Annotated in this window: 15 protein-coding genes; 5 read left to right on the forward strand and 10 right to left on the reverse strand. The window is 39.1% G+C overall.

Annotated elements, in window-relative coordinates; genetic code table 11:
- Positions 1–44: 44 nt before the first annotated feature.
- Positions 45–497, reverse strand: coding sequence for a VanZ family protein (locus RYX56_RS08210; RefSeq protein ID WP_317121588.1), 453 nt, complete (start codon positions 495–497; stop codon positions 45–47).
- A gap of 230 nt (positions 498–727) precedes the next feature.
- On the opposite strand from RYX56_RS08210, the gene RYX56_RS08215 reads away from it, so the two are divergent.
- Complete coding sequence (locus RYX56_RS08215; RefSeq protein ID WP_317121589.1) at positions 728–1,240, forward strand: sigma-70 family RNA polymerase sigma factor; 513 nt, start codon at positions 728–730, stop codon at positions 1,238–1,240.
- Between the two features lie 315 nt (positions 1,241–1,555).
- On the opposite strand, the gene RYX56_RS08220 is transcribed toward RYX56_RS08215, so the two are convergent.
- Positions 1,556–1,765: a cation transporter gene (locus RYX56_RS08220; RefSeq protein WP_317121590.1), complete on the reverse strand. Its 210-nt coding sequence runs from the start codon at positions 1,763–1,765 to the stop codon at positions 1,556–1,558.
- A gap of 66 nt (positions 1,766–1,831) precedes the next feature.
- Complete coding sequence (locus RYX56_RS08225; RefSeq protein WP_317121591.1) at positions 1,832–1,996, reverse strand: YwzD family small protein; 165 nt, start codon at positions 1,994–1,996, stop codon at positions 1,832–1,834.
- A 377-nt stretch (positions 1,997–2,373) separates the two neighbouring features.
- On the opposite strand from RYX56_RS08225, the gene RYX56_RS08230 reads away from it, so the two are divergent.
- Entirely contained in the window at positions 2,374–3,243 is an 870-nt protein-coding gene (locus RYX56_RS08230; protein WP_317121592.1) for an SDR family oxidoreductase, read from the forward strand.
- A gap of 43 nt (positions 3,244–3,286) precedes the next feature.
- Here RYX56_RS08230 and RYX56_RS08235 read toward each other — a convergent pair whose 3' ends face one another.
- From RYX56_RS08235 to rpsN, 7 genes are all read right to left on the reverse strand, one after another.
- Positions 3,287–3,784, reverse strand: a complete 498-nt coding sequence (locus RYX56_RS08235; RefSeq protein ID WP_317121593.1) for a hypothetical protein — start codon at positions 3,782–3,784, stop codon at positions 3,287–3,289.
- Between the two features lie 34 nt (positions 3,785–3,818).
- Entirely contained in the window at positions 3,819–4,250 is a 432-nt protein-coding gene (locus RYX56_RS08240) for a hypothetical protein (protein ID WP_317121594.1), read from the reverse strand.
- Positions 4,251–4,665: 415 nt separating this feature from the next.
- Positions 4,666–5,277 (reverse strand): FMN-binding negative transcriptional regulator, encoded by a 612-nt coding sequence (locus RYX56_RS08245; protein ID WP_317121595.1) that lies wholly within the window; start codon positions 5,275–5,277, stop codon positions 4,666–4,668.
- Positions 5,278–5,298: 21 nt separating this feature from the next.
- A complete protein-coding gene (paiA, locus tag RYX56_RS08250; RefSeq protein WP_317121596.1) occupies positions 5,299–5,817 on the reverse strand; it encodes a spermidine/spermine N(1)-acetyltransferase in 519 nt (172 codons plus the stop codon).
- Positions 5,818–5,840: 23 nt separating this feature from the next.
- Positions 5,841–6,293, reverse strand: a complete 453-nt coding sequence (locus RYX56_RS08255; protein WP_317121597.1) for a MarR family winged helix-turn-helix transcriptional regulator — start codon at positions 6,291–6,293, stop codon at positions 5,841–5,843.
- Positions 6,294–6,522: 229 nt separating this feature from the next.
- Positions 6,523–8,070, reverse strand: a complete 1,548-nt coding sequence (locus tag RYX56_RS08260; protein WP_439108471.1) for a flotillin family protein — start codon at positions 8,068–8,070, stop codon at positions 6,523–6,525.
- A gap of 343 nt (positions 8,071–8,413) precedes the next feature.
- Positions 8,414–8,683 (reverse strand): 30S ribosomal protein S14, encoded by a 270-nt coding sequence (gene rpsN / locus RYX56_RS08265; protein ID WP_317121598.1) that lies wholly within the window; start codon positions 8,681–8,683, stop codon positions 8,414–8,416.
- Positions 8,684–8,917: 234 nt separating this feature from the next.
- Between rpsN and RYX56_RS08270 the strand changes: the two genes are divergently transcribed.
- The 3 genes from RYX56_RS08270 (at position 8,918) to RYX56_RS08280 (ending at position 11,903) form a co-directional block, all read left to right on the forward strand.
- Positions 8,918–9,280 (forward strand): hypothetical protein, encoded by a 363-nt coding sequence (locus RYX56_RS08270; RefSeq protein ID WP_317121599.1) that lies wholly within the window; start codon positions 8,918–8,920, stop codon positions 9,278–9,280.
- 550 nt (positions 9,281–9,830) lie between these two features.
- Complete coding sequence (locus RYX56_RS08275) at positions 9,831–11,297, forward strand: alkaline phosphatase (protein WP_317121600.1); 1,467 nt, start codon at positions 9,831–9,833, stop codon at positions 11,295–11,297.
- A gap of 453 nt (positions 11,298–11,750) precedes the next feature.
- Positions 11,751–11,903 (forward strand): hypothetical protein, encoded by a 153-nt coding sequence (locus RYX56_RS08280; protein WP_317121601.1) that lies wholly within the window; start codon positions 11,751–11,753, stop codon positions 11,901–11,903.
- Positions 11,904–12,504 lie beyond the last annotated feature (601 nt).

The raw sequence follows: 12,504 nt of genomic DNA on the forward strand, positions 1-12,504 counted from the left end.
CTTTCCTTATACCTTCCCTTACTATGCGCAAAGGGTATAAGCAGCTATACCCTTTTTCTCTTTATTGTTTTGGCGAGGAGATATAACCCAATCCCCCCACTTGCACCTGCACTATCAATCAATACATCGGTTACTTCTCCACTTCGCCCTGGAATAAATAACTGGTGAACCTCATCTGATATCGCATAAAGCACACAAATAGAGAGAGCCAATAAAACTCTACGATACCCAGTAAGACGACCACCTCTTAACGCATGGATGACGAGTATTCCTAAGATGAAATAAGCAAAGAAATGCGCCCCTTTTCGGATGATCAAATGGACCGTATCGAGATGCTGATGAATGGTTGGAACGACGATTTCAACAACCGCTACGATCCGCTCCATGATCCCACTGCTTAACTCCGCCGACTCTGTTGCTGGTTGATGTGACAAATAAAAGATCAGTGCCATCCAGAGGAGGACACATACCCATGACCATGTATGTTTAACAAGCATATTGCACAAACTCCTTCAATTCTTCGATCCTACTAAAATACCATCATTTTGCCAAAATGACTATCCTTGGTGGGCTCGTTTTGACAATATCACTAGAGCAAAAACGTCAAAATGCCCACCTAGACGATCTTCATTTTGCCGTTTTGCCAAGATGCGCTTCTCACCTCTCCGCTTTATGCTTACTCTACCGCGGAATACACAGAAGCGCTTCTGACTAAGGAAGATCCACCATGCAAGGTCAATCGTTTGAAGAAGTTCTCACCCAATTTGAACCCCTGATTAAAGGTCAACTGAAAAAACTCAATCTCTACCGTTCTCATGATCACTTCTACCAAATTGGCGTCTGTGCCTTATGGGAAGCTTATCGGAAATATGAAGAACGAAAAGGCTCGTTTCCAGCATTCGCCCTCTATACAGTGCGCGGACATATGTTGATGGAGCTACGAAAAGAGCGCACCTATGACGAGCGCTTCGTCCTGCAAGACCAGCAAGTGAGTACGGACTTTGTGATCCCCGCGCCTATTGGTGATTTGTTCAGAGGGGAAGATCCATTAGCCGAGCTCGAGCCTTACTTGGGGCAGCTCTCGACACGGGAACTTCTCTGGGTCCGGGAGGCGATTGTTTATGAAAAGAAGCTTGGTGAAATTGCAACCGAGCAGAACGTCTCGAAAAATACGGTTGCGACATGGCGGAAGACGGCATTAAAGAAGCTGCGGTGCGTGGTGGGTGCGGCGAGAATTTGAAACAATAGTTAATTTCCATATTATGTATGTACTTGCCTGATTATGAGCCTATTTCGTCGGAATACTATGCAGATTTGACGGATTATTCTGTGATTATGCCGGATTTCGACAAAAATTCGGCGGAATCATCTGCTCACACTCTTAACGAGGCCCTACATTCGCTACGCTTTCTAGGTAAAAACCTTAAATTCGTGGCACTCCTTGCTACTTTGCTAGAAAAAATGACGCCTCTAAGTGAATTAGGCTGTTATTTGTTCAAATTACTCCCCCTAGCCTCCAAAAAAAGCCCACAAAAAAAGCCATCTACAAGACGGCTTACGGGACAATCATATATCCTTTGTCTTCAACGGCTTCTGCCATTTGCTCAGTCGTTACGCGCGATTCATCGTATGCGACTCTGGCTGTCTTGTCCTTTAGGTGAACATCGGCTTGCTCGACTCCATCTAGTCCTTCTAGTGCAGCTTTCACTGTGTCTAAGCAATTACCACAACTCATTTTCTCTACTTGCAAGGTTACAGTTTGCATGAAATCCCTCCGTTATCAGTACTGAAAATTAGTGTTTGATGAACTTGGGGAAAGTATACATTTCACTTACACTTCTTCATGATTAATAAACGGCTTGAATACAGATGCAATCTCTTCGACCAATTGAGCGGATGTGAGTTCTGTATCTTCCGTTCCTTTTGTTTGAAGATGTTGAAGCAAGTCTTTTAAGTGTTGCTCGGTAAAGTTTGTTGCTTCTTTCAAAGTAGACATTTAATGATTCTCCTTCATTTGTTTAGTTAGTGTTACATAACCTTTCCGCTAGAAAAGTAAACATTTAATTTATTTCCACACCTTCGAACTCTCAATATTTTTTACCAAATCATCAACATAAGCATATTTTTTCAAAGGGTAGTAGTTTTTTATCATATCGAAATACAGGCTTGATCCACATGAACTATTTTACATCCAATTTACATAAAAAGACAAGTTATTATTACCTATTTATTGGTATTTTTCATTCTATTATGACAAACATTTTAAAAATTCTAGCATTCTCACCTCTCGCTCTCATATGTTTCAGATTGACTTCAAAAGGCTAAACACAAAAATAGAGACGAATGCTTCATTAAAAATAGGAGGAGATTAAATTGGATTTACGAAACAGACAAACAGATGGACAACCGAAACAAGAGCAAGAACGTCAACCTGGTATTGAAAGTGAGATGAATCCTCTCCCTATTTATGAGGATGATAACTATATAGGTACAGGCAAGTTGAAAGGAAAAGTAGCATTAATTACAGGTGGAGATAGTGGAATCGGACGAGCTGTTGCCGTGGCTTATGCCAAAGAAGGAGCAGATCTTTCCATTGTCTACCTAGATGAGCATGGAGATGCCGAGGATACAAAAGCTCGCGTCGAAAAAGAGGGAGTGAAATGCCTCTTAATCCCGGGGGATGTCGGAGATGAGTCTTTCTGTAACGAGGCCATCGAAAAAACAGTGAATAAGCTCGGAAGCTTAGATGTTCTAGTGAATAACGCAGCTGAGCAGCATCCAAAAGAAAGCATTAAAGACATCACAAGCGAACAACTAGAAAAAACGTTCAGAACGAACTTTTATTCTTACTTTTACTTCACGAAAAAAGCGATCGACTACTTGAAGCCAGGCAGCACGATTATTAATACAACGTCGATTAACCCGTATCGAGGAAACCCGCAGCTAATTGACTATACAGCGACAAAGGGCGCGATTAATGCCTTTACGCGTTCAATGGCTCAAGCTCTTGTAAAAGACGGAATCCGCGTCAACGGCGTTGCTCCGGGTCCGATTTGGACACCACTTATTCCATCAACCTTCCCTGAGGATAAAGTGGCAGAATTCGGAACCGATACACCAATGGGCCGCCCAGGACAACCAGTTGAACATGTCGGCTGCTTTGTTCTACTAGCTAGTAATGACTCATCTTACATGACAGGTCAAACCCTGCATGTTAATGGTGGAGATTTTATATCGACTTAATTATACGAATCAAGCCTCCGTTCGATAACGGAGGCTTTTAAATTTATTTCTCTCTAGGAGATATGACTTCTATCATTCCTATAATGTAATATCCAAAGCCCTCCATTTTCTCCTGAGTTATATCCATTTCCCCATCAGATTCATAAAATTGTTCTGGTGTAAACAGAGCGTCAGCAAATTCTCTATACACTTCATAATCAACAAAATCGGCAAAGTACTCCTCTTTCACCTCAAAAAATTGTTCTTCAGTAAGAACGGCTGACGTATATAAGTACGCCTTATAATTAGCAGCTTGCATAGTAGGTGTAGTACCAGGTCTACTTTTAATTTCTTCAAAAACCTCTTCTGATAAGTTAGATTGCGCTTCCTCAAACTTTCTTTCCTGTTCTGAAGTTAGAATCACCATACTACTTATCTTATTAGTATTGACCTCAGGTATTACTGCTCCTTCAGACAAGTTCTCAGTCATTGCTGATTTGGCACCTGACGTACAACCTACTAGCAAAGCAAAACAACTTAAAACTAATACGATCTTTTTCATAAATCACTACCCTTTTCCATTCATTCACTTCGTTTTATTGCGGTGAAATAAACTTCACATTTCCGATTACATGATAAGCATATGCCTCATTACTTACTGAGTTAGGTTCTTCTAAAAGTTCTTTCATCGATAAGAGTGAATCTGAAAATTCTATATAGGTCTCATAATTTATATCAGAGCTGAAATAGTCTTCTTTCAATTGGTCAAATTGCTCTTCATTGAGTTTTACCGCGGTGTAGAGGTATGTTGTATAATTTGCTTGTTCACTCAAAGCAGGTAAGTCAGGCTGAGTTTTAAAGTAATCAAAATCTGATTCTGATAGATCTTCTTTTGCTACAATGAACCGTTCCATCTGGGAGTCTGTTAGAAGCTGTTCTGGGCTTATAGAAGTGTTCATACTACAAGCATTAATCACTAATAAGGCACAAAAAAGAATCATTAAATAAACGAGTTTACTTTTTTTCATGAGCCACCCCCTAGTACAAAAATACCATATACCGTTCTAAATTTCCATATGTTGTTAATGTTGTTATTTTGATAGTATCAATTACTCGAAAAAAATTTTCTCCATACTTGATCCATCTCACCCACGTCTTGATTCGAGAATTATTATTAATATCAAACTCTCCATTAGTTCTTGGTTAGGTAGTTTACCCACTAATCTAATCGGACTACTTCTATCTTAACTTCTTCTGGGTAGAAAACTTTATATCCGCTAGAAACAACACCTTTTTTTGTTTTAATCTATTAATGTAAATCTAAAATGATTGATGATATTTGAAAATAGGAGGAGATGATATGCAGTTAAAAAAGCATGCAAAAAAACAGAGGCCCAAAACAGGACCTCTGCTCCTTCTTTTTTATCATCCAAATCCTCACAATTACTTTTTTAAGTTTGCCTTCATTAATGAGGAAATCTGTTGCTCATCTGTATTTGGAATTTCTTCTAGTTGATTAATAACTAATTCTTGTCGCTCTGTTGAATGGTTTTGACTTAACTTAGCTTTTCCTTCTATCTTATTGATTCTTATTTTGAAACCTTGAATTCCTTTGCTCATACCAGTGATGAACTCTGCATCTACATCCTGTAACCTGTATGAACTGTTTGGAGTTTCATAGTTCAATACCATCTCATGTAAGGAATCCATTAATTCCTTTTCGTCCTCTACAAGCTCGACTTTTCCATAAACATGAACTGTGACGTAATTCCATGTTGGTACTGCTTTATTTGTCTCATACCAAGACGGGGAGATATAACAATGAGGACCGTGGAAAATAGCTAGAACGGATTGATTTTTTATATCTTTCCACTGAGGATTTGGACGAGCAAAATGTCCATATAAGTATGTATTCTCCTTGTTCAAAATTAACGGTAAATGAGTGGCAAATGGCATCCCATTGTGCTGAGAAAAAAGAGTTGCAAAACTATGTTCTTTCATAATGTCGTAAGCCACTGTTTCATCTGTAACTCTAAAATGTGAAGGAATATACATAATAATCCACCTTTCAAAAAGTTATGTGAGTGTTTTGGTCATTATTAAGTCCACTTGTTCTTCATTACCCATATAGAAAGAGTGTGCTCCTGTTTGGACAAACCCCTTTTTCTTATAAAAAGCAATAGCATTTTCATTTTTTTCCCATACACCTAACCAGACTTTCTTTTTATTACGCTCCATTGCAATTTCCATAGCTCTATTTAACAGATATTTACCAAGCCCATGTTTTTGAAATTTGTTCTTTATATAAATCCTCTCGATTTCAAGTGATTCATCACCCATTTCTTCAGACTGAGCATCATTGGTATTGACCTTTAAATATCCAACGACTTCATTATGAAAAGAAACAAAAAAGAATTCCGAATAAAGAGTGGATAATTCTTTTTCTAATTGTGTTAAGTTAAACGCCATTTCCAAGTAGGCATTCATATTTTCGAGTGAATTCTGATGCTTAAATGTTTCATTAAATGTTTCATAACTAATTTCTTGTAATTTGCGTAAATCTTCAAGGGTACACTTTTTTATATTTTTAGTCATGTAACTATGTCGCTCCTTTACAATTAATAATTTCTCTTGTTTCCCTTTTTCACATATTCCCAGTCTGTTTCTATATTTGATCTTACTCTTTGAAGAAGATGGAAGAGGGTTTCTGCTTCTCTTTCAGAAAATCCCTCTAATGCGACGATATTAGAATAATCATTTTCTCTTTTAATAAAAGGAAAAACATTTTTCCCTTTCTCTGTAGGAAAGAGTTTTTTAATTTTTTTGTTATGGCTATCTTCTTTTTTTTCAATAAAGCCATTAATTTCAAGTTTCTTTATAGCACGAGCTGCTGTTGTTCGGTCTACTTTTATCATCTCAGCTAACTTTTCTTGAATGATTCCCGGATTTTCACAAATTCGTACAAGGTACAAATACTGCCCTTTTGTAAGGTCATATTCTTTAAATTCTATATTACTTATAGAATCTAACGCCCTTGCGACCATTCCAATTTCACGAAGAATTTCTTTCATAATTACCTCCTCAGCACACATTTTGTTGCAAATGCAATAAAAATGACTTGTAATTAATTTAACCTTAATTTGTTGCATTTGCAACAAAAATTAACTTCTGTTAAATGCCCGTTATTGGATTTTTTTTAACTTAGTAAAATTCATCAGCACGAATCCTGCCTAAATCTCCTAATTTAAATGCTTATGTCCATAAAAAACAGAGGCCCAAAACAGGCCCCCCACTCTTCACTTATTCACCATTCTTATCCTCATCATTTCTCGCCTTCTCACCTTCTAGTTCGTTATCTTGTGAAAGAGACTCTTCCTCACGCTCTTCCGCTTTCTCATCTCCCCCAGCTGCCATTTCAGTAATAGCCTTTTCAAAGTTATTTACCTGGCCTCGGGAAACAAAGCTCTCAAGCATTGCTTTTAAATCCATCCCAGTGCTTTCTTTTAAACTTTCTTGTAGACCGACCATCGTTCTTGTGACATTGCCTGTGATTTTTGCGGCGCCCCCGTTGGAATCTGCACCACCCAAATCAATGACCTTCATCTCTTCAATTTGAGCTAGAGGCTGTGCCACTTCACGAGCATATTTAGGGAGCATATCAATGAACATCTCAAGGATCGCAGCTTCTCCGTATTTTTCCATCGCTGCAGCCATTAGTTCTTTCGCCTCGGCCTCCGCACGACCTCTCTCACGGATAACTTCTGCTTCCGCCAGACCTTTTTGTTTTTCGATTAATGCTTTTGTTTCCCCGTCAATTCGTGCTTTTTCAGCTTCTGCTTCTGCATTGGCTTTAATATCATAAGCATCTGCATCTGCCAACGTCTTACGTTTCTTCTGTTCTTCTAGTTCGAGCTCTACTTGCCGCTGACGTTCAATGTACTGGATCTTCATTTCTTCTTCTTTTACTTGTTGAGCAAGCCTTGCCTTTTCAAGCTCGTAGGATTGTTCTGACTTGGCCCTTGCTCGTTCTGTTTCTTCTTTAATTTGAGCCTGCTTGATATCCTTTTCTTTCTTTGATTCAGCAATGGCGCTTAAGCGTTTGTTTTCTTCATCTTGTGCTTCTTGATCATTTCTTGCTTTGTACATTCTTGTTTCTTTTTCTGCATCAGATTCTGCCATGTCAGCCTTTTTGCGAATTTCAGCGATTCTCGGTCGTCCTAGATTTTCTAAGTAGCCGTTCTCTTCATCGGCATCACGCAAATCATCCAAGCCAAAAGAAGTAATTTTAAATCCCATATTATCTAATTCTTGTTGCGCAATATCTTGTACTTGGTGATTAAACGATTCCCGGTCATTATTGATTTGTTCAACCGTCATTTTCGATAAAATAGCACGTAAATTCGTACCCAGAACCTTTGACACTTCGCCTTCAATTTCACCTTGCTTCTTTCCGAGAAATTGTTCAGCATAATTGGCAATTCCAATTAATGAATCAGCAATTTTGACTGAAGTAACGGCATCAGCGATAACCGGAACCCCTTGTGAAGTGTACACTTTAGGCGTCGTTAACTTGATTTGAAAGGAGTTTAAGTCAACTGGCGTACACGTTTGGAACATCTTTAAACGGATACCCCCACCTCGAATGATTTTCAAGCTTCTTCCATTATCATCAAAGAAAATTCTCGCATCTTCTTCTGGATCACCAAGCTTTGGACCAGTAATGATCAACGCTTGGTTGGAGCTAGCCGTTCTATAACGCTTTTTGAAAATAAAGAAGCCAACTCCACCTACAACTAATAAAACGAAAAGTAAAATACCACTAATAATCAACCAAATCATACCCATCATAAAACGCACCACTCCAAACTTTTAGATTGAGCTAAGTATGTATGAAAGCCCATGTACTCTTATATACGGCTAAAAGTTGGAAAAGTTTCACTTTTATGTAAAGTTATTTTTCAGGAGGAGCGAAGTGGTCTCGCTTTAACTTTTTCCATTATATGTATGAACTTGCCCGATTAATTATCTTTTTTGACGGATTATTAGGCTCGTTTGTTGAATTTCGACAAATATTCGTCGAAATGAGCTGCCACTTCGGCGGATTCTCCTCCCTCTGATAAAGGAGCGGAATCCATCTACTAGAATAAGTAAAAACCTCACTAAGCAGCATCGCTTAGTGAGGTTCTCATTCTTACCAACTAGACTTCTTCACTCCTGGTACTTGTCCTTTATGAGCTAGTTCGCGGAATTTAATACGAGATAGCTTGAACTTTCTCAGATAACCACGAGGACGTCCTGTTACTTCACAACGATTGTTCAGTCGAGTTGGTGAAGAATTACGAGGAAGCTTTGAAAGAGCAACATAGTCTCCCTTTTCCTTCAGTTCGCGGCGCTTCTCCGCATATTGAGCAACGAGACGCTCGCGTTTTTTCTGACGTGCTACCATTGATTTTTTAGCCATTTTATCATCATCTCTCCTTACTTTTTCTCACAGATTACTATAACTACTACTTTTCACAAAACGTAATAATTACGATTTAAAACAATCTTAACGAATATTTTCTAAGTTGTCAAACACCAACTCCTTTTTCACACTCCCTTTTCTACTCTTTACAAGGGACACCGTATTATGATTTAATACTTATAAATCGTAATAATTACGTTTTATAAGTTTCATTTTAGGGAGGATAAAATCATGAATCAAGCTCGAGTTCAGTTTGCCAGGAAAATGTATATTCAAAGCCTTCCGGAACGAGATCGCGATCTATTCCTATATGTTGATAAACTTGAAGCAGAACTCGAGGATGAAGCGGATACCGAACAACATTACTTAAAACTGCTCAAGCAACATACTCCAGTTATACAAGCAGCTAAAGCGTTAAATATCAACCCAACCACAGCCTATGAAACCGTCCAACGCATTGAAGGAAATCTTACTGATCAACTTCCACTATTATTAGAGAAAACGAAATTGATTGATTACACCGATATGCTTAAATTAAAAGGTTTGTGCCCACCTGAGGATGAAAAGAAATTTTATTTGCTTAATCCGTTATAAAAATGAGTAATAGTGTCGTTTCAAATTTGTGATTCGTTTACGAGAATTCGCTTTGGAAGGTCTGTTTCCATTTTTTGTATAGAATTGCCTGATTAGTTGGTGATTTCGCCCGATTATGAGCTAGGTTCGCCCGATTTCAGCACTTCTTCGTCGGAATATCCCCTTATCGGCGAATGTCATCCTACTCAAGACAAAAATGATGCCTGTGTTTATCCCCCTAAACACAGGCATCGCACTTTTAAAAGCCTCCCTACCCCAAATACTCCTCCAACTTTGGCATTTAATTCACAACAGCACCATCACTTTTTCGGAGAAATGGTTCTAGTCATTCAAATTGGTAAAAATATAACCAAAGCACTCACCTGCTATAGAACATTCTCCAGCCTCATTCGATATAATTTAAGGAGGGACTGGCACTATGTTCAAGACACGTATATATCACAAAATCCCATCTAATTCATTCGACTCATTTTCCATACTACTTCATACTGTCATGTGAAATTATGGTAGAATAGGATCGCTTACATAATTAGATTCAGGAGGAATTCATTTGCAGAAATTTAAGTTTTTAAGTACATTTACAGCGATTGGTTTGTCTATGACATTACTATTCGGCTGTACGAACGAAGAAGTCAGTGAGCCTGTCGATGCAGCAGCCCCTGCAGAGGAAAATGAAGCTACGGGTGGTAGTGAAGAGGCAACCGCATCAGATACTCCAAAAAACGTCATTGTTATGGTTGGTGATGGAATGGGCCTTGGACAAATGGAAGTTGCTAGACTTCTAGAGTATGGAAAAGAAGGCGAATTACATATGGAGTCTTTAGAGCATACAGCTCTTTTACGTACTTATTCAGCTAATAATTGGGTGACAGATTCAGCTGCAGCAGGTACGGCCATTGCTACATCAACTAAGACTGATAACGGGATGATTGGTGTGAACCCAGATGGCGAGAGTGTTGCGAGCATCTTGGAACTCTTTCGCAATGATGGTAAGCAAGTTGGAATCATTTCGAATAATACCGTAACAGATGCAACCCCAGCTGCCTTTACAGCAAATGTGGAAACGCGCGCGGGTCAAGACGAGATCGCTCGTCAACTCTTTGAAAGAGAGTATGACCTCATGCTTGGTGGTGGTTCAAACTACTTCCAGCCTGACCGCCAAGACGGTGATGATTTAGTCGAGATGTTTGAAGAAAAAGGATACAGCGTCGTCACAGATCGTGATGAATTATTAGCAGCAGATTCACCTGAACGCTTATTAGGGTTATTCCACCCTGCTTTCATGAACTATAAAGTCGACATGGATCTCTATGAGTCAAATGAACCGACATTAAATGAGATGACAGATGTCGCTCTAGATATGCTGTCTCAACATGAAGACGGGTTCTTCTTAATGGTGGAAGGAGCACGAATTGACCACGCATCTCATGCAGCTGATATCACAAGTGTTTGGCAAGAAACCATTGAATTCGATAATACCGTTGCCGATGTATTAAGCTGGATGGAAGAACGTGATGATACGTTACTGATCGTTCTTGCAGACCACGAGACAATGGGTATTGCTGCTTCTGAGGTCATGGATAAAGAAGCATTGCGCAATGTATCGGCTTCTCCAGAATACATGGTAGGTCAGTTTGAGTTTGATGAAGAAAATGGCGTTTACCTAACAGCTAGTGTTCAATCTATTATTGAAGAGTATTCAGGAGTCGTTCTAAGCGACGAAGAGGTAAAAGCGTTCAACGAGTATATTTACGATGATGAAGGCGAATTACGATTCCCACATGAGCAAGCATGGGAAATTGGAAGCTTTATCGCCGACCATTATCAAGCTGGTGTCATGAACCGTGACATTCGCGCGGCAAGTGCAACAGGCGGCCACACTGGTAACATGGTTCCAGTCTTCGCCACTGGTTTAGGTGCGGATCGATTTAATGGTGTGCTTGATAACACAGACATCTCACACATTATTGCAGAAATCTCTCAATTAGAGACTGCGCCGGGTGAAGTGGAGAAATAAATAGCCCAGTCATATAAGAAAAGCAAAGCTTCTAAACGGCCTTTCTTCTGAATGAAACAGAAGAAAGGTAGTTTATTTTGTAGTTGTCACAAGGAAATTGGGGGGTCTACTCGTAGTTTCGCCCGATTAGTTGGTGGATCATTATTTATCATATCTACTAAATGACCAAATAAGGATTCATCCCCTTGATTATTGCCTTATTTGTACTAATTGTCCTTGTTGATTACATAAAAACGTAATTTTGACCGTATCCGAAAGAATTCCTCCCCTCTTAACACCTCCTGCTATCCATAAAATGCTATAATAGGTGTAATTTACAAAGGAGTGATCAAATGCCTCTTGGCTTAATTCTCGTATTCGGCTTTGTCATGATCGTGATCATCATGGTGATTGCAAGCAATATTTCTAGACGGACGCATGTCAGTCATTCGCCCCAACATCAGGTGACTTCCGATGCCCCTATTACCGGCAGCAATGCGAAAAACAATGCTCCTTGTTCAAGCAGCTCTAACTCTAGCTATTACGGTGATTCAGGCAGTTCGTCTGGCGGCGATGGCGGGTGCGTTTAAGATTATTTCATCAAAAAGACCGCGATCATCTAGGTGATAATCGCAGTCTTTTTGATGCGCAATTCTAGAAGTACAAGTGATTGGTACCGAAAGACTTTTCTAAAATTAAATACAACTAATACCCCACACCTATGAAGGGAATGGGATTCTTAAGGTTATGATAGCATCGTTCCCCATTAATCACCATTAATCACCTTTAAGACTTTAAAAACACGATGGTGATCTTAAAAGAAGTTTCGCGGAGTTGAGCGCACGAGACCCATTAGGCTAATCCCAATAAAAGTATTCCCTTTTCATACATAAGACTTTTATTGCTTTTTGACGGTGATCTAATTCATGCTCTTGCCACAAATGGATAAGTAGGTTTTCTAACTTTATACGATTTTTATAAAGATTGGGAGAGTCCTGTTTGAAATAATGCTCAACAACCCCGCTCTTTAGTCAATACTTTTTCACCCATAAAACTCCCCCTCAGTTTAAGGCCCATTATCTTCAATCCCTACTGCCGAATCAACAACCATTAATAATAAATACACAAATACTCCATCCAGATCTACGGTAATTGCAAAGACATGACTTGAGAGACGGCAGTGGTTAACCTAAACTTACTTCTCGAAGTGTGTACTTTGTTTATTGCA

Origin of the sequence: Alkalihalophilus lindianensis (genome assembly GCF_032843265.1) — a bacterium.
GTDB lineage: Bacteria > Bacillota > Bacilli > Bacillales > Bacillaceae_D > Alkalihalophilus > Alkalihalophilus lindianensis.

Bases quoted from the DNA above. Each gene is read 5' to 3' on its own strand.
- RYX56_RS08210 (WP_317121588.1), bottom strand. From the start codon at position 497: ATGCTTGTTAAACATACATGGTCATGGGTATGTGTCCTCCTCTGGATG.
- RYX56_RS08215 (WP_317121589.1), top strand. From the start codon at position 728: ATGCAAGGTCAATCGTTTGAAGAAGTTCTCACCCAATTTGAACCCCTG.
- RYX56_RS08220 (WP_317121590.1), bottom strand. From the start codon at position 1,765: ATGCAAACTGTAACCTTGCAAGTAGAGAAAATGAGTTGTGGTAATTGC.
- RYX56_RS08225 (WP_317121591.1), bottom strand. From the start codon at position 1,996: ATGTCTACTTTGAAAGAAGCAACAAACTTTACCGAGCAACACTTAAAA.
- RYX56_RS08235 (WP_317121593.1), bottom strand. From the start codon at position 3,784: ATGAAAAAGATCGTATTAGTTTTAAGTTGTTTTGCTTTGCTAGTAGGT.
- RYX56_RS08240 (WP_317121594.1), bottom strand. From the start codon at position 4,250: ATGAAAAAAAGTAAACTCGTTTATTTAATGATTCTTTTTTGTGCCTTA.
- RYX56_RS08245 (WP_317121595.1), bottom strand. From the start codon at position 5,277: ATGTATATTCCTTCACATTTTAGAGTTACAGATGAAACAGTGGCTTAC.
- paiA (WP_317121596.1), bottom strand. From the start codon at position 5,817: ATGACTAAAAATATAAAAAAGTGTACCCTTGAAGATTTACGCAAATTA.
- RYX56_RS08255 (WP_317121597.1), bottom strand. From the start codon at position 6,293: ATGAAAGAAATTCTTCGTGAAATTGGAATGGTCGCAAGGGCGTTAGAT.
- RYX56_RS08260 (WP_439108471.1), bottom strand. From the start codon at position 8,070: ATGATGGGTATGATTTGGTTGATTATTAGTGGTATTTTACTTTTCGTT.
- rpsN (WP_317121598.1), bottom strand. From the start codon at position 8,683: ATGGCTAAAAAATCAATGGTAGCACGTCAGAAAAAACGCGAGCGTCTC.
- RYX56_RS08270 (WP_317121599.1), top strand. From the start codon at position 8,918: ATGAATCAAGCTCGAGTTCAGTTTGCCAGGAAAATGTATATTCAAAGC.
- RYX56_RS08280 (WP_317121601.1), top strand. From the start codon at position 11,751: ATGCCCCTATTACCGGCAGCAATGCGAAAAACAATGCTCCTTGTTCAA.